At 38.0% G+C, this 19,373-nt stretch carries 24 protein-coding genes and 1 tRNA gene; 17 read left to right on the forward strand and 8 right to left on the reverse strand.

Going from position 1 to position 19,373, the window contains the following annotated elements; translation table 11 throughout:
- Positions 1 to 21 precede the first annotated feature (21 nt).
- The 11 genes from lgt to ILT06_RS25010 all read left to right on the forward strand — a co-directional run bounded on the left by lgt (position 22) and on the right by ILT06_RS25010 (position 9,660).
- A complete protein-coding gene (gene lgt, locus ILT06_RS24960) occupies positions 22 to 834 on the forward strand; it encodes a prolipoprotein diacylglyceryl transferase (protein WP_149173759.1) in 813 nt (270 codons plus the stop codon).
- Between the two features lie 67 nt (positions 835 to 901).
- Complete coding sequence (gene ppaX / locus ILT06_RS24965) at positions 902 to 1,552, forward strand: pyrophosphatase PpaX (protein ID WP_064476212.1); 651 nt, start codon at positions 902 to 904, stop codon at positions 1,550 to 1,552.
- A gap of 75 nt (positions 1,553 to 1,627) precedes the next feature.
- On the forward strand, positions 1,628 to 2,134 hold the full coding sequence (locus tag ILT06_RS24970; protein ID WP_149173758.1) for an acyltransferase: 507 nt from the start codon (positions 1,628 to 1,630) through the stop codon (positions 2,132 to 2,134).
- A gap of 145 nt (positions 2,135 to 2,279) precedes the next feature.
- Complete coding sequence (locus ILT06_RS24975) at positions 2,280 to 3,791, forward strand: tetratricopeptide repeat protein (protein WP_064476214.1); 1,512 nt, start codon at positions 2,280 to 2,282, stop codon at positions 3,789 to 3,791.
- 85 nt (positions 3,792 to 3,876) lie between these two features.
- Entirely contained in the window at positions 3,877 to 4,833 is a 957-nt protein-coding gene (gene trxB / locus ILT06_RS24980; RefSeq protein WP_001288065.1) for a thioredoxin-disulfide reductase, read from the forward strand.
- A gap of 162 nt (positions 4,834 to 4,995) precedes the next feature.
- Positions 4,996 to 5,802 carry a DUF368 domain-containing protein gene (locus ILT06_RS24985; protein ID WP_000455195.1) on the forward strand — a complete coding sequence of 269 codons (807 nt, stop codon included), beginning with the start codon at positions 4,996 to 4,998 and terminating at the stop codon, positions 5,800 to 5,802.
- A gap of 228 nt (positions 5,803 to 6,030) precedes the next feature.
- Complete coding sequence (locus ILT06_RS24990; protein WP_001190080.1) at positions 6,031 to 6,489, forward strand: NUDIX hydrolase; 459 nt, start codon at positions 6,031 to 6,033, stop codon at positions 6,487 to 6,489.
- Between the two features lie 20 nt (positions 6,490 to 6,509).
- Positions 6,510 to 7,391, forward strand: coding sequence for an RNase adapter RapZ (gene rapZ / locus ILT06_RS24995; protein ID WP_103655917.1), 882 nt, complete (start codon positions 6,510 to 6,512; stop codon positions 7,389 to 7,391).
- 3 nt (positions 7,392 to 7,394) lie between these two features.
- Entirely contained in the window at positions 7,395 to 8,348 is a 954-nt protein-coding gene (locus ILT06_RS25000; protein ID WP_000712182.1) for a gluconeogenesis factor YvcK family protein, read from the forward strand.
- A gap of 89 nt (positions 8,349 to 8,437) precedes the next feature.
- The gene (whiA, locus tag ILT06_RS25005) at positions 8,438 to 9,388 is read left to right on the forward strand and encodes a DNA-binding protein WhiA (protein WP_064476215.1); all 951 of its coding nucleotides are present in this window, start codon (positions 8,438 to 8,440) and stop codon (positions 9,386 to 9,388) included.
- 23 nt (positions 9,389 to 9,411) lie between these two features.
- A complete protein-coding gene (locus ILT06_RS25010) occupies positions 9,412 to 9,660 on the forward strand; it encodes an HPr family phosphocarrier protein (RefSeq protein WP_000250305.1) in 249 nt (82 codons plus the stop codon).
- Positions 9,661 to 9,912: 252 nt separating this feature from the next.
- Here the strand turns inward: ILT06_RS25010 and clpP are convergent, their stop codons facing one another.
- The 8 genes from clpP to ILT06_RS25050 all read right to left on the reverse strand — a co-directional run bounded on the left by clpP (position 9,913) and on the right by ILT06_RS25050 (position 14,498).
- Positions 9,913 to 10,494: an ATP-dependent Clp endopeptidase proteolytic subunit ClpP gene (gene clpP, locus ILT06_RS25015; protein WP_001049163.1), complete on the reverse strand. Its 582-nt coding sequence runs from the start codon at positions 10,492 to 10,494 to the stop codon at positions 9,913 to 9,915.
- 240 nt (positions 10,495 to 10,734) lie between these two features.
- A complete protein-coding gene (locus tag ILT06_RS25020) occupies positions 10,735 to 11,604 on the reverse strand; it encodes a DUF421 domain-containing protein (RefSeq protein ID WP_064476216.1) in 870 nt (289 codons plus the stop codon).
- A gap of 20 nt (positions 11,605 to 11,624) precedes the next feature.
- The gene (locus ILT06_RS25025; RefSeq protein ID WP_064476217.1) at positions 11,625 to 11,831 is read right to left on the reverse strand and encodes a DUF1657 domain-containing protein; all 207 of its coding nucleotides are present in this window, start codon (positions 11,829 to 11,831) and stop codon (positions 11,625 to 11,627) included.
- An 11-nt stretch (positions 11,832 to 11,842) separates the two neighbouring features.
- Complete coding sequence (spoVAE, locus tag ILT06_RS25030; protein WP_000575919.1) at positions 11,843 to 12,193, reverse strand: stage V sporulation protein AE; 351 nt, start codon at positions 12,191 to 12,193, stop codon at positions 11,843 to 11,845.
- A complete protein-coding gene (gene spoVAD / locus ILT06_RS25035; protein ID WP_048563458.1) occupies positions 12,190 to 13,206 on the reverse strand; it encodes a stage V sporulation protein AD in 1,017 nt (338 codons plus the stop codon). Before spoVAD ends, spoVAE begins: the two co-directional genes overlap by 4 nt.
- Entirely contained in the window at positions 13,207 to 13,683 is a 477-nt protein-coding gene (gene spoVAC / locus ILT06_RS25040) for a stage V sporulation protein AC (protein ID WP_000095399.1), read from the reverse strand.
- 29 nt (positions 13,684 to 13,712) lie between these two features.
- Positions 13,713 to 14,198 carry a YhcN/YlaJ family sporulation lipoprotein gene (locus tag ILT06_RS25045; protein WP_103655914.1) on the reverse strand — a complete coding sequence of 162 codons (486 nt, stop codon included), beginning with the start codon at positions 14,196 to 14,198 and terminating at the stop codon, positions 13,713 to 13,715.
- 93 nt (positions 14,199 to 14,291) lie between these two features.
- Positions 14,292 to 14,498, reverse strand: a complete 207-nt coding sequence (locus tag ILT06_RS25050) for a DUF1657 domain-containing protein (RefSeq protein WP_000216160.1) — start codon at positions 14,496 to 14,498, stop codon at positions 14,292 to 14,294.
- A gap of 204 nt (positions 14,499 to 14,702) precedes the next feature.
- Between ILT06_RS25050 and ILT06_RS25055 the strand changes: the two genes are divergently transcribed.
- The 6 genes from ILT06_RS25055 to gap all read left to right on the forward strand — a co-directional run bounded on the left by ILT06_RS25055 (position 14,703) and on the right by gap (position 19,284).
- Positions 14,703 to 14,778: transfer RNA gene (locus tag ILT06_RS25055), tRNA-Arg, on the forward strand.
- 180 nt (positions 14,779 to 14,958) lie between these two features.
- Complete coding sequence (locus ILT06_RS25060; protein ID WP_222655634.1) at positions 14,959 to 15,255, forward strand: hypothetical protein; 297 nt, start codon at positions 14,959 to 14,961, stop codon at positions 15,253 to 15,255.
- A gap of 271 nt (positions 15,256 to 15,526) precedes the next feature.
- A complete protein-coding gene (rpoN, locus tag ILT06_RS25065; RefSeq protein WP_222655635.1) occupies positions 15,527 to 16,834 on the forward strand; it encodes an RNA polymerase factor sigma-54 in 1,308 nt (435 codons plus the stop codon).
- Positions 16,835 to 16,843: 9 nt separating this feature from the next.
- On the forward strand, positions 16,844 to 17,089 hold the full coding sequence (locus ILT06_RS25070) for a glutaredoxin family protein (protein ID WP_064476221.1): 246 nt from the start codon (positions 16,844 to 16,846) through the stop codon (positions 17,087 to 17,089).
- A gap of 135 nt (positions 17,090 to 17,224) precedes the next feature.
- Entirely contained in the window at positions 17,225 to 18,253 is a 1,029-nt protein-coding gene (gene cggR / locus ILT06_RS25075; protein WP_222655636.1) for a sugar-binding transcriptional regulator, read from the forward strand.
- Between the two features lie 26 nt (positions 18,254 to 18,279).
- The gene (gene gap, locus ILT06_RS25080) at positions 18,280 to 19,284 is read left to right on the forward strand and encodes a type I glyceraldehyde-3-phosphate dehydrogenase (protein WP_000161234.1); all 1,005 of its coding nucleotides are present in this window, start codon (positions 18,280 to 18,282) and stop codon (positions 19,282 to 19,284) included.
- Positions 19,285 to 19,373 lie beyond the last annotated feature (89 nt).

Raw genomic sequence — 19,373 nt, forward strand, 5'->3', positions numbered from 1 at the left:
TTGGAGAGGGAGGTCATACATATGCTGTTAGGTTCTGTACCACAGCTTGACCGCGTAGCTGTCCAACTTGGGCCGTTTCCTGTTTATTGGTACGGGATTATTATCGGTACGGGTGTGCTATTAGGTCTTTGGCTAGCAACTCGCGAGGGAGAAAGGCTAGGTATTCCAAAAGATACATTTGTTGACCTTGTATTAATTGCAGTACCGATCGCTATTCTATTTGCGAGAATGTACTATGTTATTTTTGAATGGGAATATTACGCGCAAAACCCGAGTCAAATTATTAATATTCGTCAAGGTGGCTTGGCGATTCATGGTGGTTTAATCGGGGCTGTTATTACAGGAATTCTTTTTGCAAAACGACGCGGGGTTTCATTCTGGAAGTTGGCTGATATTGCTGCGCCAAGTATTTTACTAGGACAAGCAATTGGTCGATGGGGAAACTTTATGAACCAAGAGGCGCATGGTGATGAAGTAACGAGACAGTTTTTAGAAGGACTTCATTTACCGGATTTCATTATTAATCAAATGTATATTGAGGGTGTGTACTATCACCCAACGTTTTTATATGAATCATTATGGAATTTTGCAGGTGTCATTTTATTACTTTCATTACGAAAAGTGAATTTACGACGCGGGGAATTATTCTTCACATATTTAATTTGGTATTCAATAGGGCGCTTCTTCGTAGAAGGCTTACGTACAGATAGTTTAATGTTAGGACCACTTCGTATCGCACAAGTAATGTCAATTGGACTTGTTGTTATTTCTATTGTTTTCATTATTGTGAGACGGAAAATGGGACAAGCTGATAAAAGATATTCGGAAAATTAGAGAAAAGTAGCATCTTATTATAAGGTGCTGCTTCTTTCATATTCAGGAAAGAGAAGGGACTAAGGCAATGAGAATAAATACAGTGTTATTTGATTTAGATGGAACTTTAATTAATACAAACGAACTTATTATTTCTTCTTTTTTACATACGTTACATACATATTATCCAAATCAATATAAGCGTGAAGATGTATTGCCATTTATCGGCCCTTCTTTACATGATACTTTCAGCAAGATTGATGACAACAAGGTTGAAGAGATGATTACATGTTATCGTCAATTTAACCATGATCATCACGATGAATTAGTGGAAGAATATGAAACTGTATATGAAACAGTTCAAGAGTTGAAGAAGCAAGGCTATAAAGTTGGTATTGTTACAACGAAAGCGAGACAAACAGTTGAGATGGGATTAAGGTTATCAAAGCTTGATGAATTTTTTGATGTTGTCGTGACAATTGATGATGTAGAGCATGTGAAACCACATCCAGAACCACTTCAAAAAGCGCTTGAGTTATTAGATGCGAAACCGGAAGAAGCATTGATGGTTGGGGATAACCATCATGATATTGTTGGTGGACAAAATGCGGGTACGAAAACAGCTGCTGTCTCATGGACGTTGAAAGGTAGAGCATATTTAGAGGCTTACAAGCCGGACTTTATGCTAGATAAAATGAGTGATTTGCTACCAATTTTGTCTAATATGAACCGTTTATAAAGGTCCAAGTAAGTTAGTGGGGGTGTATTTCCCTATTAACTTACAGTTTCACTTTTTAGTAGAGGAGCGAGTTAAGTGCGACGGACAACGCGCTATCCTGTTTCGGGAGAAAATTCATTATGGAATGTGTATAAAACAGTGTCTTTTTGGAAGGTAATGAAGAACTTTATTATTATCCAAATTGCGCGTTATACACCATTTTTATCCGTCAAGAATTGGTTGTACCGTACATTTTTACGGATGAAAGTCGGAAAGAAAACATCATTTGCGCTTATGGTAATGCCGGATATTATGTTCCCAGAAAAGATAACTGTGGGAGAGAATTCGATTATCGGCTATAATACAACGCTTTTAGCACATGAATATTTAATTCGCGAATATCGACTTGGAGAGGTCATCATAGGAAATGAAGTGATGATTGGAGCAAATACGACTATATTACCAGGTGTGAAAATTGGGGATGGCGCGATTATTTCAGCTGGCACACTTGTTCATAGAGATGTCCAAAGTGGTGCTTTCGTGGGTGGAAATCCAATGCGTGTTATTTATACGAAAGAAGAAATGGATGCTAGAGAAGGTTGATGCTAAAAATGTAACATTTCTCTTCTTTTTTAATGAATAAAAAGGAAATAATTGAGTATAATATACTGTTTTGTTTTTTACGGAATCGTTTATACTTATAGATAGAAGAATGTGTGAACGAAGAAAACAAAAAACTGGAGGATATATGGGGAAAAATCAAGGAATATATAAGGAGAACGGACAAGTTATCTCTTTTAATCAATTAGCGGAATTCTTTTATAAAAAAGGGATGAGGGCTTACAAAGGGCAGAAATTGCAAGATGCAATTAAATATTTTCGAAGAGCGGCACAAAGTGAGAAGGAGCCGTTTATTTTATGTCAATTAGCAACAGTATTATCTGAGGCTGGTGAATATCAAGAGTCGAATCAAATCTTCTTTAAGCTTGTTAGATCTAATCCAGAACTTGAACAATGCTATTATTTTATTGCAAATAATTATGCATATATGGGGCTATTTCAGCAGGCGAAAAAGTATGCGGATCGCTATTTAGAAGTTGCAGAAGAGAAGGAATTTGTAGAAGATACATTAGAATTACTTGAAATTATGGAAGAAGAAGCGATGGGCGAGGAAGAGATTGAGGATGAAGATGATCTAATTGTTATGCAGGAAGAAGCGAATCGTTATATTCGTAACGGACAATTGGAAGAAGCAATTGCTACATTAGAAATTGTTACAAAAGATTATCCGGAATTTTGGTCGGGTCATAATAATTTAGCCATTGCACATTTTCAATCTGGTAATGTAGATAAAGCTCTGAAGTTAACGGAAATGATTTTAGAGAAAAATCCTGGTAATATACATGCGCTTTGTAATACGCTTATTTTCCTATATTCAATTGGAGAGCATAAACAAGTAGAAGCGTTAGCGGAGCAGTTAGTTTCAGTATATCCGATTTCGTTCGAGCATCGTTTGAAACTAGGAACGACACTTGCAACAATTGGTCATTTTGAGCCTGCATATAAATGGTTCAAAGTATTAAAGCGTCAAGGATACGAGGGAGACGTTAGTTTTTATTATTGGTTTGCATATTCTGCTTATATGGTGAAAGATCAGCAAGTAGCTGAAAAAATGTGGCAGCATGTTGTAGAATTGCACCCTGATAAAAAGGGAAAAGAACCGTGGAATGCGCTGAATTTAGCAGATGAAGGACAAAACGTATTATTTGAAGAATTACGAAAATCATTTCAACAAAGTGCGACGCTAGAGGAACAAATGCTAGCTTTATATTTAATGAATGAATTGTCAACGCCAGAGAAGGTGGGATTCTTCTTTGATGTAACGCAGGCGAAAAACGGTGTTCCAATCGTATCGCAACTTGCAAAGTATTTCTTTTTACTTAATAGCCATAAGAGCATTCCAGCGGATTTACAGCAATTTGAACAGTGCGCGCAAATTGCGGATGCTTTATATAATTATACGAAAAAAGATGATGAATTAATCGAAGAGTGTTTACAATTTTGGTTTTGTACGTTCATACGTTTATATACATCTGGGGCAGTTTTTACAAATGTATACGGCTGGTCAGCTGCGGTTGAATATATTGTGCGCGGCGAACAAGGAAATAAGATGACACAGTCGGAGCTTGGAGATGTATATAATGTATCTGTAGCGACTGTTCGAAAGTATGTGCAGGCTGTTAAGCGTACGCACACATAGGGTAAGCAAATCATTGGGAAAAAAATGATGCTAACAGTATAATGAGGGTAACTTAATTGTGTAGGAATGAATAGGAGTGAATGATGTGTCAGAAGAAAAAATTTATGATGTCATTATTATTGGTGCAGGACCAGCTGGTATGACAGCTGCAGTATATACATCTCGTGCGAATTTAAGCACATTAATGCTTGAGCGTGGTATTCCAGGTGGCCAAATGGCAAACACAGAAGATGTAGAAAACTACCCAGGTTATGAGTCCATTTTAGGACCAGACTTATCAAATAAAATGTTTGAGCATGCGAAGAAATTTGGTGCTGAATATGCATACGGTGATGTGAAAGCAGTCATCGATGGTAAAGAATACAAAACAATTATTGCTGGTAAAAAAGAATATAAAGCACGTGCAATTATCGTTGCAAGCGGTGCAGAATATAAAAAAATTGGTGTGCCAGGCGAAACAGAGCTTGGCGGCCGTGGTGTATCATATTGTGCAGTATGTGATGGGGCTTTCTTTAAAGGAAAAGAACTTGTAGTTATTGGTGGTGGAGATTCTGCTGTTGAAGAGGGTGTGTTCTTAACACGCTTCGCATCAAAGGTAACAATCGTTCACCGTCGTGACACTCTTCGTGCACAGAAAATTTTACAAGATCGTGCTTTCCAAAACGAGAAAGTAGATTTCATTTGGAATCACACTATTAAAGAAATTAACGATGCAAATGGTAAAGTAGGAAGCGTGACACTTGTAGACGTAAACAGTGGAGAAGAGAAAGAAGTCAAAACTGACGGCGTATTCATATACATCGGTATGTTACCACTTTCAAAACCATTTGTTGAACTAGGTATTACAAATGAAAATGGTTACCTTGAAACAAATGAGCGTATGGAAACGAAAGTTCCTGGTATTTTCGCAGCTGGAGATGTTCGTGAAAAAATGCTACGTCAAATTGTAACGGCAACAGGTGATGGTAGTATCGCAGCACAAAGTGCTCAACATTATGTAGAAGAATTATTAGAAGAACTAAAAACTGTATCAGAAAAATAAGGGATAATATGCCTTTTGAGAAGAAAGCTACCAATAGGAGCTTTCTTCTTTTTTTATGAAAATGTCAAAGTTTTGTCAAAAAATATTAAGATTATAAGCTTTCTTATTGATATACTGGACTTTACGGAAAAATCACTATAAGAAATGAGGAATTTATTCAGTATGGAATGGCGTAATATATATCGTGGATTTTGTATGGGCGTTAGTGATTTAATTCCTGGTGTGAGCGGCGGTACAATCGCTGTTGTGTTAGGGATTTATGAACAATTGCTTGCGGCAATTAGTGGATTCTTTAGTCGCGAATGGAAAAAACATTTAGGCTTTTTAATTCCCCTTGCAGCTGGTGTGGCAGCAGCGTTTTTAACGTTAAGCCACGTTATTAAATATTTACTTGCAAATCATTATGAACCGACTCAATTTTTCTTCCTCGGTTTAATTATTAGTATATTACCGATGTTAATGAGAGAAGCTGATGCAAAGTCGTCGTTTAAAGGTAAGCACATTGTTTTATTAATAGTTGCAGCAATTCTTGTTGCGATTACAGCTTTCTTTAAACCAGATAAGGCAGCAGATCCAATTACGACGTTAACAATTTTAAATGCAATTGGTTTATTTTTCGCGGGCTGGATGGCTAGTATGGCTATGTTGCTTCCTGGAATTAGCGGATCATTTATTTTATTAATTATTGGTGTGTATCCGACAGCAATTAATGCTTTAACTACACTGAACTTACCTTTAATCGTAGTTATCGGTGCTGGTGTTATGGCGGGGTTTGTTGTAAGTAGTAAAGGAATTAGTTTCTTGTTAGATCGTTATAAAAGTATGACATTTGCGGCAATTATTGGACTTGTTATCGGCTCGATTGTAATTGTGTTCCCTGGTATTCCAACTGGAGGATTTTCAATTATAAGTTCAATTATTACCTTTATTTTAGGATTTGCGATTGTTACTTATTTCGGTAAGAAATAAGGACTTTAATCCCCTTGGCGATAAAAATCGTTAAGGGGATTTTTTATGCTATTCATTGAAAGTCTAGGCATTTACATTGCTTGTTCTAGAAAGCTTTTTTAAAATTGTTGAGTAGCATGTGCTTAGCGAAAGAGGACTGGCTCCTTCGTTGTAGCAAACTGTTTTTGATAGTATAATGAAATGAGTATGCAGTGAGAAATTTACTGCAAGTAGCTGAGGTGAAGAAACATGCAAAGAGTGACAAACTGTGTGTTAATTAGAGATAATGAAGTACTCTTACTCCAAAAACCTCGCCGAAATTGGTGGGTTGCACCAGGCGGGAAAATGGAGCGTGGTGAGACAGTAAGAGATTCCGTTGTTCGCGAGTATCGTGAAGAAACAGGTATTTATTTAAAGAACCCAGCGTTAAAAGGGGTCTTCACCTTTGTCATCCAAGAAGGTGATAAAGTTGTTTCTGAATGGATGATGTTCTCCTTTTTAGCGACAGATTTTGCAGGAGAAAACAAACTAGAGAGCGAAGAAGGCATCATTGGTTGGCATACATTTGACAAAATTGATGATTTAGCAATGGCACCAGGAGATTATCACATTATTGATTATTTAATTAAAGGAAATGGCATAATCTACGGTACATTTGTATATACCCCAGATTTTGAGTTGCTTTCATATCGATTAGATCCGAGTTAAACCGTCAAGGAGAGGATACGATGACAGAGAATAATGATATAAAAATGGTAATTATTACAGGAATGTCTGGAGCTGGAAAGACAGTAGCTTTACAAAGTTTTGAAGATTTAGGATATTTCTGTGTAGATAATTTACCACCGATGTTATTGCCGAAGTTTATTGAGCTTATGGCGGATTCAAAAGGGAAAATGAATAAAGTGGCACTTGGCGTTGATTTACGTGGCCGAGAGTTTTTCGAACATTTATGGGGAGCACTTGATGATTTATCAGAACGTACATGGATTATTCCTCATATTTTATTCTTAGATGCGAAAGATGGCACGCTTGTAACTCGTTATAAAGAAACGAGACGTTCGCATCCACTTGCACCAACTGGTTTGCCGTTAAAGGGAATCGAGATGGAGCGTGGCTTATTAACTGATATGAAGGCACGAGCGAATATTGTGCTGGATACATCGGATTTAAAACCGAAAGAATTACGTGAAAAAATTGTTCATCTGTTTTCAACTGAAACTGAGCAAGCGTTTCGTGTAAATGTTATGTCATTTGGATTTAAGTACGGTATTCCAATTGATGCCGATTTAGTATTTGATGTTCGTTTTTTACCAAATCCATATTACATTCCACATATGAAGCCATTAACAGGACTAGATGAAGAAGTTTCATCGTATGTACTGAAATTTAATGAGACACATAAGTTTTTAGAAAAATTGATGGATCTTATTACTTTCATGCTGCCTCATTATAAAAGAGAAGGCAAGAGTCAACTTGTAATTGCAATTGGATGTACAGGTGGACAGCATCGTTCTGTTACGCTTACAGAATACCTTGGGAAACATTTGAAACCAGAGTATAGCGTTCATGTATCTCATCGTGATGTGGAGAAGAGAAAGGGCCATTAAGGGATGAAAAAAGAGAGAAAACCTAAAATTGTTATCATGGGAGGCGGTACTGGACTCTCTGTTTTATTACGAGGATTAAAACAATATCCGGTTGATATTACAGCAGTTGTTACAATCGCTGATGATGGTGGCAGTTCAGGTAGATTACGTGATGAGCTCGAAATTCCACCCCCAGGTGACATTCGTAACGTACTTGTTGCGTTATCAGATGTAGAGCCGCTGGTGGAAGCTTTATTTCAGCATCGTTTCACAACGGGAGACGGGCTGAAAGGTCATGCGTTAGGAAATTTATTATTAGCGGGTATGACCTCGATTACAGGAGACTTCTTCCATGCGATTACGGAAACGAGTAAAGTGTTAAATGTCAGAGGACGTGTGTTACCGGCAGCGAACCAAAGTGCGGTACTTCATGCGGAACTAGAAGATGGAGAAATTGTAACAGGTGAATCAAAGATTCCTTATTCCGGGAAGAAGATTAACCGCGTCTTTTTAACTCCAGAAGATGTAGAGCCGTTACATGAAACGTTGGCTGAAATTAAACGAGCTGATTTACTTGTTTTTGGTCCAGGAAGTTTGTATACGAGTATATTACCGAATTTAGTTGTTAACAAAATCGGGGACGCTGTTCTTGCTGCAAAAGCGAAGAAGGTATATGTGTGTAATGTTATGACGCAAGCTGGTGAAACGATGGGATATACTGCGTTTGACCATGTGCAGGCGTTACATGATCATTTAGGTAAACCATTTATCGATACTGCAATTGTAAATAACCGTGATATTCCTTGTGAATTACGTCAGTTATATGAGGAAGAAATGTCGGCACCAGTTGTAGTAGATGAAGAGCGTTTTACAGAGAGCAATATTGATGTCATTCAAGATCAATTAGCGAAGTATGATGATCGTGTTGTAAGGCACGATACATTAAAACTAGCTTCTATTTTATATTCACTCTTGTAGATGTGCGTTGCCTCTTTTGAGGTAACGCTCATCATTTCATATAGGACAAGATTTTTGTTCCAAAGTAATCGTATAAGGAGGTGTTGACTGTGTCATTTGCATCAGAAACAAAGAAAGAGCTAACGAATCTTGAGATGAAGGAATGCTGTGAGAAAGCAGAATTATCAGCGTTACTTCGAATGAACGGATCGCTTTCTTTTTCAAATCGTCGTCTATCTATCGATATTCAAACGGAGAATGCGGCAATTGCAAGAAGGATTTATACGCTTTTGAAAAAAGGATATGACGTGACGGTAGAATTACTTGTTCGTAAAAAAATGCGATTGAAGAAAAATAATGTATATATTGTGCGGCTTGTTGAGAAGTCTCGCGAAATATTAGCTGATCTTCATATTGTTCGAGACGACTTTTCGTTGATTCGAAATATATCACAAGAATTGATTGAGAAGAAATGTTGTAAACGATCGTATTTACGCGGTGCATTTTTAGCAGGTGGTTCAGTAAATAACCCAGAAACATCATCTTATCATTTAGAGGTCTTTTCGTTATATAAGGAACATAATGATGCTATATGTGAATTGATGAACGGATTTGATTTAAATAGTAAGACGTTGGAAAGAAGAAAAGGGTACATTACGTATTTGAAAGAAGCAGAAAAGATTACGGAGTTTTTAAATATTATAGGCGCTCATAATGCACTTTTAAGATTTGAAGACATTCGAATTGTTCGTGATATGCGTAATTCAGTAAATCGTTTAGTGAACTGCGAAACAGCCAATTTAAATAAAACAATTGGTGCAGCGCTAAGGCAGATTGAAAATATCCGTTATATTGATGAGACGGTTGGTCTTGATATATTACCAGATAAACTGCGAGAAATTGCACAATTACGAAGAGATTATCAAGATGTAACATTGAAAGAGTTAGGCGAGATGGTATCCGGGGGGAAAATTAGTAAATCGGGTATTAATCATCGTTTGCGTAAAATCGATGAGATTGCAGAGAAATTACGCGCGGGGGAAACGGTAGCAAAAAAATAAGAGGTTAAAGGGGAAATGGAGCTGTGGTTCAAAAACGAGTTAAGGTTTCATTAAAAAACGGTTTACAAGCACGTCCGGCTGCGTTGTTTGTACAAGAGGCTAATCGCTTTCATGCGGATATCTTCATCGAGAAAGATGGAAAGACAGTGAATGCAAAGAGCATAATGGGGATTATGAGCTTAGCAATTGGAACTGGTAGCATGATAACAATTACAACAGAAGGTTCAGATGCAGAAGAAGCTTTAGAAGCATTAGCTGCATATATACAATAAGAAGCTATCGCGCATGTGCGATAGCTTTTTTGTTTTGTTGTTTGTTGTTGGGGGGCGGGTATGTAGGGCGCACGTGCGGAGGTTTAATTATAAAAAAGCGCCCTGTAAGAGGGCGCTTTCGTTTTAGATCTATCTAGCTCCAGCGGCTAGAATCTCCGGTTGTTTCGCTTTTACATTCGAGGCAAAAAGCGTCTCGGATGTAAAAGCTCCAACACCCTGCGATTCTGAACGAGCCGCTTCCACCTTTAGTTATTAACGATTTGTAAAGATCTTATCGATTAAGCCGTATTCTAGAGCTCTTTCAGCTGTCATGAAGTTGTCGCGGTCTGTGTCGCGTTGTAGTACTTCAAGTGGTTGACCTGTGCGGTCAGCAAGAATTTGGTTTAGTTTTTCACGTAAGAATAGGATACGTTTTGCAGCGATTTCGATTTCAGTCGCTTGACCTTGTGCTCCGCCAAGTGGTTGGTGAATCATTACTTCACTGTTTGGAAGTGCATAACGTTTTCCTTTTTCACCTGCTGCAAGTAAGAATGCACCCATAGATGCAGCCATACCGATACAGATTGTTGATACTTGTGGTTTAATAAATTGCATTGTATCGTAAATTGCCATACCTGCTGTGATAGAACCACCAGGGCTATTGATGTAGATGTGAATATCTTTTTCTGGATCTTGAGATTCCAAGAATAAAAGCTGGGAAACGATTGAGTTAGCTACGTTGTCATCAATTGCACTACCAAGCATAATGATGCGGTCTTTTAATAGTCGAGAGTAAATATCGTAAGCGCGTTCTCCACGATTTGTTTGTTCAATTACTGTAGGAATTAAATTCATCTGTTATTTCCTCCTTCTAAAGCTTTCTTAGTCTTATAATACAATTATGGTCAATAAAGGTCAAACGAAACCACTTTAAATCAAAAAAATATGTAGTTGTACCATGAATTATTCGCTATGTTTTTGAAATTCCCTGCTTATGTATCTTCAACATCATAACCGAATTACATAAATTTAAACGTCATGAAAGTTGTAGAAAAAAGAAAAGAACGCCTTTTTACTGAAGCGTTCTTTCGATATCTATTCTTTTAAAAGATAGGTTACTTTATTTAAAATCTTTTCGATGTGTTTCGCGTTTTTACTATACATTTCGCTTGCTGATTTCGACTTTGTTTCTAGGGAAAATAGTTCAAGATCAGCATGACATTTTTTTAAAGATGCTAATAATAAAGGCTTGTTTTGAGGAGAAGGCATTTGTAGTTTGTCATTATAAATGTCGATAGTAAGTTGTCCGTATGAATCCACTTGACCGAGAAAGACATTTTCAATAACAACACCGAGCTTTTCTAGTTCAGAATGTAACCAAGCACGGTTATGTCCACTAGAGGATAGAGGTTCATCTAAGACATTGCCATCCATAATAACAGTTTGCGGTTCTTTTTCATTAGGTACTTTTAACCCGATGTCTTTTGCTGTAAGTGGCTGAGAATCTTTCTTTAATAATACATTTAATTCTCCGCTCGGTTCTAAGACAGCAAATTCGACTTCAGCTATACTGAATGCACCATTTCCTCTAAGAAGTTCAAGTAATTCATCACTTGTATATTTCTCTTTCTTTAAATTATCCTCAAGTACTTTGCCGTCCTTTATTAAAACGGTAGACTTTCCTTCAAAAAAGTCTCTAGCAGTTTTGTTTTTTAAGGAAAGAATTCCAACGAAAAAAGGTACCGAGGCGAAAATAAGTATGGCAAAGACACCATGGAAAAACTTTTGATCAAGCCCTGTAGATATTTGAGCAGCGATATCACCGATTGTCATTCCCGCTATGTATTCAAAAAAGGAAAGTTGAGAGATTTGTCTTTTTCCTAAGCATTTTGTAATAGTGAATAAAATAATTAATATGAATACAGAGCGAAGGATGACAAGTGTCCATTCAGGCAGGTGAGACATAGTCATTTCCTCCAGTCTACTTAAAACCCTTTATATTGAGGTTCTTCGCGTTCTAATACTGAAACTCTATTCTGTAAATCAGCGATGATGCTGTCCATTTCTAACATACATTCATGAAATAAGCGTTTTGATTCCGCGTCCTGTGAATTTAGTGAAAGGGAGCTTAAACTTGCTTGAGCGCCCCTTACACTAGCAAGGCAGGTTTTAACGCTAGCGATAACTGTCATACAAACACCTCTTATCCTTTCGGTTTGAACAGCAATGCGCCAATAAAGCCGAAAATAATAGCTGCGGATACACCCGCGCTCGTTACTTTAAACATTCCCGTAATGACACCGACGATGCCGTGTTTTGCAGCTTCTTCCATTGCGCCGTGAACGAGGGCATTACCGAAACTTGTAATAGGTACAGTTGCCCCGGCTCCAGCAAAGTCGATTAATGGTTCATACAGGTTGAATCCGTCCAGTATAGCACCGGCAACAACGAGTGTTGCCATTGTATGAGCGGGTGTTAGCTTGCCAACATCAAACATAAGTTGGCCGATTACACATATGAGTCCGCCAATGACGAAAGCCCAGAAAAAAATCATTGCGTTACACCTCCAAATTCAATCGAAACGGCGTGAGCGATACATGGAATCGTTTCTTCTTGTTGGAATGTAAGTGGAGATAGTAAAGCGCCTGTCGCAACGACAAGTATTTTTTTGAACTCTCCTCTTTTCATTCGGTTTAATAAATGACCGTATACAACTGTTGCAGAACATCCTGGTCCGCTAGCACCAGCTATGACAGGTTGTCCTTCTCTATAGATGAGTAGCCCGCAATCTTGAAACTGTTCGCTTGTCACTTTTGTTCCGTGTTTATGTAGTAAGTCATAAGCAATTTCGCGTCCGACATGTCCTAGGTCGCCTGTTACGATTAAATCGTAGTAAGAGGCATCAATTTGGCGTTCGCGCAAGTGGGCTTCAATTGTATCGACGGCAGCTGGAGCCATCGCACCGCCCATATTAAACGGATCCGTTAGTCCCATATCAACCACTCGTCCGATTGTTGCAGATGTTACCCTAGGACCATGTCCAGTGTCACTTAAAATAGCCGCGCCTGCCCCGGTTACTGTCCATTGTGCGGTAGGAGGCTTTTGACCGCCGTATTCAGTTGGATAGCGGAATTGTTTTTCTACCGCGGTGTTATGGCTTGATGCCCCAGTTAATAAATATTTTGCACCTTTTGCATTTACGATACTTGCCCCAAGTGCTAAACCTTCCATAGAAGTAGAACAAGCACCGAATAATCCAAGATAAGGAGTGCCGAGTGTACGACAAGCAAAGCTTGTAGGAGTAATTTGATTAATTAAATCTCCTGCAAGTACGAATTGGATATCATCTTTACGAAGTTCTGCTTTTTCAGTAGCTCGGCTACAAGCTTCTTCGAATAAAATTTTATGTGCTTTTTCATAGGAATCCTGTCCGAGCCATAAATCTTCATGAAGGATATCGAAGTCTTCTGGGATTTTCCCTTTCGCTTCAAATGGTCCGCCAACGACTCCTGTCGAAATAATAACTGGTTTGTTTTCAAATACCCACGTTCGGTGTCCTTGTAACATTTATAGCCCTCCCCATTGAACGAGAATCGTTTTAATAAGTGCGATGACGAAAGCCGAAAATACACCAAACAAAATAACGGATCCAGCTAATTTAAACATGTTACCACCAACACCAAGGACGAACCCTTCCGTTCGGTGTTCGATACATGCGGCAATAACAGAGTTACCAAATCCAGTGACAGGTACAGCTGTGCCTGCTCCGGCAAACTGTCCAAACCGATCGTATATACCGAATCCAGTTAGTAACATGGAAATGAAAATGAGAGTTGCGACTGTCGGATTTCCTGCTGAACGCTCAGTGAAATCAAAATATGTGATATAAAACGTAGAAATGAGTTGTCCGATGAAGCAAATAAAACCACCGACGAAAAAGGCTTTAATACAATTTTTCAAGACAGGGCGCTTCGGTTCGCGTTCTTGCTCGAATTTTTTATACTCTTGTTGCACAGGGGTTAAGTTCTTATCTTTACTAGACATTGCGATCCTTCCTTTTCTATTAAAAAGCGTTAAGTGTTAGACTCCATTTTTTTCCCAATGAGTTTTAATTGCTTATTGATCTCGTCTTTAGATACTTCTTTTTTCTTAATTTTGCTCTCAAGCTTTTCGAGTAACATAAAGATTTTTTTATCAGTACTTACACGAACATCGAAAGTAGGATGCTCATCACTTAGCTGCTTTTGAAGCTTCTTACGCAAAGCTTTTAGCCCAAACCTTTCGTGATGCTCAGGTGTAACTGCTATGTAGAGATCTAAATTTGAATTCACTGCGGTGCTTTTTATAATTTCATCCATAGCGAGAGCACTTTTCTTGGCACCTTGTGATATAGATTGATTAAAGGATTCCGTACTCGTCTTTGTTAGTTTGGGACCTTTTTCTTTCTCCGTTCGTTTTGCTTCTTCTTTCACTTTTTTATCTAAGGGACTATTATCACATCCGGCAAAAGAGCTACATAGAAGGGCAAATAACGCGGTTATGAGGCCGAGTTTTCGCATGATTATCATTCCATTTCTATTGCAATATGTAATGTGATAGAAAAAGGATGACTGCATATCATCCTTTTTCTATTTCACAGCATGACGAATCTGTTATTGCTGTGAGTATTGTGGTTCTTCTTGTTGGACTTCTTCAACGCGTGGGTTTAAAGAATCAATAATCGTTTGCGTTTGCTCTGCAGCTGTTTGGAAAAGTTGCTTTGCTTGTTGGTTATCCGTATCAAGAGCGAATCCCTCTAAGCTAGCTTGTGCACTTTTTAATCCAGAAACAGTTTGCTTTAGTTTTGTAATTACAGTCATTGAATGAAGCCCCCTTTGGAATATCAATTCAAAGATTATAATTTGTGAGTTGGGGTGAATTTATGATTGGAAAATTTAGGAGAGAGTGTTTAGTTAATATACTACTAACTAAGGTGCATAAAGGATTACGGGGATATTTTTATTGATTTAGATGGATTTTATTGCTATTATTATGGAAAGAAAATGAAGTGTCTTTATAATCATGCGCCCATAGCTCAGTCGGATAGAGCGGTGGTTTCCGGTACCACGTCTGCCGGGGGTTCGAATCCCTCTGGGCGCGTTTTTTATTGTTGGTGTTCCGTGTTGAAAATGAATAATAAATTTAAAACAACCTCTTGTATGTGATTAGAAATAATCGTGTATAGGGGGTTTTTGTTATGGGCTTACAAGGTACTTCTGTTAATTCTGCAATGAGTTTATACTAAAATTATTTAAAACTTATAGTATGAGGGGATTGCAGGTGCGTAAAATTAGTGGGAATTTAAGCGTTTTAGGGGATAACGAACGTAGAACCGTTGCTGTATCTGATTCTGGTGAAATTACAGGCGATGAAATGTTGAAATTCATGTTAAATATGGAATTGCACTATAAAGAAATTGATAGGGATTGTTTTGGACCTAGTCACTATTTGCCTAGCGGAGACTACCATAAGGATTTAATAGCGATTGTCTTTACGGCTGAAATGATGTTAGACGACATGGAATTAGAAGGTGAATGGCCTGCTGAAGAAGGGGATGTTATATTTAACGAAGCATAATGAATCTATCTGCATAAAAAGGTCTGCACTTACAAATATAAGTGCAGACCTTTTTATTAATACTTGTTATATCTAGTAATAAGATTTACTATTAGTATGTGGTAATAATTTTTATCACGCTATTATTTTCTTTCAATATTATTCAAATTTCGGTTGTAAGTTGTAAATCTCATTAATACATATAAATTAATAATATTTTGGAATGGGTGTCTGTGATAGCATTCTCCTTTTACCAAACTTATTGTACAATAGAAACAAGGGGGAGATTAGTTTGAAGGCAAGTCTTTTACAAGAACAAAGCTTACGTTTGGCAATGACACAAGAGTTAAGGCAAGCGATTACAATGCTCCAGTATAATGTACAAGAATTATCGGAGTTTTTGTATGAGCAATCGTTAGAGAATCCCCTTATTGAGTTAGGTGGTTTTGAGAGGGAGAAGAAAAAGAGCTCTAACACAAGTAAAAGTACCAGCAAACAAGTCGAGAATCAGATGGAAATCTACAGTGTGGATTCAACAACGATTCAGCAACATTTATTAAATCAAATACAGTATTATAAAATAGAAGAAGAAGAGCGAAAAATAGCTTCTTTCATTATTATGAACATGGATGGAAATGGGTATTTACAAGAAACGAACGAAGAGTTAGCGGATCTCCTTTCCGCACCAATTCATGTAGTCGACCGCTCTGTAGAGCTTGTCCAATCGCTCGAGCCAGCAGGGGTAGGAGCGCGTAATATTCAGGAATGTCTAACTTTGCAATTGAAGCGCTTACAAAGACGGAATGGATTAGCGGAAGAGGTTATAGAGGATCAATTTGCTTATTTCGTGAAGAAAGATTGGCGAAAGCTCGTCCAAGTGTTGAAGTGTAGTAATGAGGAATTGCAATCGGCGGTGAACTGTATTACGTCATTACAGCCGAAACCAGGTCTTGCGTTTTCTTCTGATAAACCACTTTATATTGTGCCTGATATGGCGGTGAAAAAAGATGGTGATCGTCTCGTTTTACAAATGAACGAGAGAAATATGCCGAGAATTGAAATTCATTCTGAGTATAGTGCGCTTCTGAATAATAGTGAAAGTGAAGTAGCATCTTACGTCTCAGAAAAGTATCAGCATGTGCAGTGGATTATGCGCAGTTTAAAACAGAGAAAACAAACGCTTCTGCAAGTGATGACTATTATTATGGAAAAACAACGTGATTTCTTCTGGGAAGGTCCAGAACATTTAAAGCCACTTGCTTTAAAAGAGGTAGCGGAAGAGTTAAGTGTGCATGAATCTACAATTAGTCGTGCAACGCGAAATAAATATGTGCAAACACCACATGGTTTATTTGAGATGAAATCGTTCTTTAGTAATGCTGTTTCGACTACTGAAGATGAAGTAGTTTCTACAAAGCGTGTGAAACGATTTATCCAAACGCTTGTTGAGGCGGAGAATAAGAAAAAGCCACTTTCAGATCAAAAGATTTCAAAATTATTAGAAGAAGAGCATGAAATCGTTATTTCTCGAAGAACAGTGGCGAAGTATAGAGAACAAATGCACATTCCAGCTTCATCATTACGAAAAACGATCGGATAGGTGAAGAATATGAAAGTTGTACTGTATACAAAAAAAGATTGTGGCCTTTGCGTGCAGGCGAAACAAGTTTTACAGGAAGTACAATGTGAATATTCTTTTCAAATCGAGGAAATAGATATATATGAAGATAATGACCTTTTGGAGAAGTATCATTTAATGATTCCGGTTGTAGAAATAGGCGGGAAACAGGTAGAATATGGTAACATTCACAAAGGTGTCATAATAAACTATATAAACAATGCAGTTAAGAGTTGAATAAGTTTCTATCTCCTGTTACAATAATACACGTAGCAGGGATTATTTTTTTAACCTACGTGGGACATAAAATGTCACTACGGGACACAAAGTGACCACTAGGGAAAATGAACCAATGTAGTGAGGAGAAAAGATATGCGCTCATGGATTCAGAACACAAAAAAATTATTACCTGATCTGCTACCTGTTATGCAAACGAGAATGCAAATTCTTCAATACATTAGGCTCATGCAGCCTATTGGAAGAAGAAACTTGTCAGCAAGTCTCGGTATGACAGAACGAGTATTGCGAAGTGAAGTCCAAGTTTTGAAAGAACAAAACTTAGTTCACGTCGCTTCTTCTGGAATGACTTTGACAGAAGAAGGAACAGCTTTAGTTCTTGCTTTGGAAGACTTTATGAAAGAAATTTCCGGGTTAAAGGTTTTAGAAAAGCAACTTAAGGAAACATTAGACTTGGATGAAGTTTTCGTTGTCCCTGGTGATAGTGATGAATCGCCGTGGGTCAAACTGGAGATGGGCCGTGCTTGTGTGACTTGTATAAAAGACCGTCTGAAAGCGAATAATATCGTTGCTGTGGCTGGAGGAACTACGCTAGCTGCTGCTGCGGACATGATGCAGCTTGATTGCAAAGATTTACATATGCTATTTGTCCCAGCGCGTGGTGGAATTGGAGAGGGCGTCGAATTAGAAGCCAATACCATTTGTGCCAAGATGGCGCAAAATACGATGAGTAATTATCGCTTATTGTATGTTCCAGACCATGTTAGTAGCGAAGCATATGCGTCTATTGTGACAGAGCCTTCCGTGAAAGAAGTTCTTGAGTTGATTCGATCTTCCAATATCGTCATTCATGGAATAGGTGATGCGTTAACAATGGCACGTCGCAGAAATACTTCAGAAGCAGATTGGTTAAAGATTCAAGCAAGCGAAGCAGTAGGCGAAGCTTTCGGTTACTACTTTAATGAACAAGGAAATGTTGTTCATAAAGTAAGAACAGTTGGTATGCAACTTGAGGATTTACAACATGTATCTCACGTTGTTGCAGTCGCTGGAGGTTCTTCAAAGGCAAAGGCAATACAGGCTGTAATTAAACAAGGGCACACTTCAATTCTAATTACAGATGAAGGTGCAGCAAAACAGTTAACAAAGGGTATTACCCTTTAATATAATCCCCCAAGGAGGAAATTCAAATGACTAAAATTGGTATTAATGGATTTGGACGTATCGGACGTAACGTATTCCGCGCAGCTCTTAACAACTCTGAGGTAGAAGTAGTAGCAATCAACGACTTAACAGATGCTAAAACATTAGCTCACCTTTTAAAATATGACACAGTTCACGGAACTTTAAATGCAGAAGTATCTGCTAACGAAAACAGCATCGTTGTTAACGGTAAAGAAATTAAAGTTATCGCTGAGCGTGACCCAGCTCAATTACCATGGAGCGACTACGGAGTAGAAGTAGTAGTAGAATCTACTGGCCGTTTCACTAAAAAATCAGACGCTGAAAAACACTTAGGTGGATCAGTTAAGAAAGTTATCATCTCAGCTCCAGCTTCTGACGAAGATATCACTGTAGTTATGGGTGTTAACCACGAACAATACGATGCAGCTAACCACAACGTAGTATCTAACGCTTCTTGTACTACAAACTGTCTAGCTCCATTCGCTAAAGTATTAAACGAAAAATTCGGCGTAAAACGCGGAATGATGACAACAATTCACTCTTACACTAACGACCAACAAATCTTAGACTTACCACACAAAGATTTACGTCGTGCTCGTGCAGCAGCTGAAAACATGATCCCAACATCTACTGGTGCAGCTAAAGCTGTAGCATTAGTATTACCAGAACTTAAAGGTAAATTAAACGGTGGCGCTGTACGTGTTCCAACTGCTAACGTTTCTCTTGTTGACTTAGTTGTTGAACTTGACAAAGAAGTAACAGTTGAAGATGTAAACGCAGCATTCAAAGCAGCAGCTGAAGGCGAATTAAAAGGTATCCTTGGATACAGCGAAGAGCCATTAGTATCTATCGACTATAACGGATGTACAGCTTCTTCTACAATCGATGCATTATCTACAATGGTAATGGAAGGTAACATGGTTAAAGTACTTTCTTGGTACGATAACGAAACTGGTTACTCTAACCGTGTAGTAGACCTAGCAGCATACATGACTTCTAAAGGTCTTTAATTCTTAATTATATAAGTAATCAATGACAAAACGAGGGAGAGGGTTTGTTCCCTCTCTCTCTTCTTTCGTTTTAAAAGCAAATGTGTTAA

Source organism: Bacillus sp. 17RED48 (genome assembly GCF_019837545.1).
Classification (GTDB): Bacteria; Bacillota; Bacilli; order Bacillales; family Bacillaceae_G; genus Bacillus_A; species Bacillus_A wiedmannii.

Bases quoted from the DNA above. Each gene is read 5' to 3' on its own strand.
- lgt (WP_149173759.1), top strand. From the start codon at position 22: ATGCTGTTAGGTTCTGTACCACAGCTTGACCGCGTAGCTGTCCAACTT.
- ppaX (WP_064476212.1), top strand. From the start codon at position 902: ATGAGAATAAATACAGTGTTATTTGATTTAGATGGAACTTTAATTAAT.
- ILT06_RS24975 (WP_064476214.1), top strand. From the start codon at position 2,280: ATGGGGAAAAATCAAGGAATATATAAGGAGAACGGACAAGTTATCTCT.
- ILT06_RS24985 (WP_000455195.1), top strand. From the start codon at position 4,996: ATGGAATGGCGTAATATATATCGTGGATTTTGTATGGGCGTTAGTGAT.
- ILT06_RS24990 (WP_001190080.1), top strand. From the start codon at position 6,031: ATGCAAAGAGTGACAAACTGTGTGTTAATTAGAGATAATGAAGTACTC.
- rapZ (WP_103655917.1), top strand. From the start codon at position 6,510: ATGACAGAGAATAATGATATAAAAATGGTAATTATTACAGGAATGTCT.
- ILT06_RS25000 (WP_000712182.1), top strand. From the start codon at position 7,395: ATGAAAAAAGAGAGAAAACCTAAAATTGTTATCATGGGAGGCGGTACT.
- clpP (WP_001049163.1), bottom strand. From the start codon at position 10,494: ATGAATTTAATTCCTACAGTAATTGAACAAACAAATCGTGGAGAACGC.
- ILT06_RS25020 (WP_064476216.1), bottom strand. From the start codon at position 11,604: ATGTCTCACCTGCCTGAATGGACACTTGTCATCCTTCGCTCTGTATTC.
- ILT06_RS25025 (WP_064476217.1), bottom strand. From the start codon at position 11,831: ATGACAGTTATCGCTAGCGTTAAAACCTGCCTTGCTAGTGTAAGGGGC.
- spoVAE (WP_000575919.1), bottom strand. From the start codon at position 12,193: ATGATTTTTTTCTGGGCTTTCGTCATTGGCGGACTCATATGTGTAATC.
- spoVAD (WP_048563458.1), bottom strand. From the start codon at position 13,206: ATGTTACAAGGACACCGAACGTGGGTATTTGAAAACAAACCAGTTATT.
- spoVAC (WP_000095399.1), bottom strand. From the start codon at position 13,683: ATGTCTAGTAAAGATAAGAACTTAACCCCTGTGCAACAAGAGTATAAA.
- ILT06_RS25045 (WP_103655914.1), bottom strand. From the start codon at position 14,198: ATGCGAAAACTCGGCCTCATAACCGCGTTATTTGCCCTTCTATGTAGC.
- ILT06_RS25050 (WP_000216160.1), bottom strand. From the start codon at position 14,498: ATGACTGTAATTACAAAACTAAAGCAAACTGTTTCTGGATTAAAAAGT.
- ILT06_RS25070 (WP_064476221.1), top strand. From the start codon at position 16,844: ATGAAAGTTGTACTGTATACAAAAAAAGATTGTGGCCTTTGCGTGCAG.
- cggR (WP_222655636.1), top strand. From the start codon at position 17,225: ATGCGCTCATGGATTCAGAACACAAAAAAATTATTACCTGATCTGCTA.
- gap (WP_000161234.1), top strand. From the start codon at position 18,280: ATGACTAAAATTGGTATTAATGGATTTGGACGTATCGGACGTAACGTA.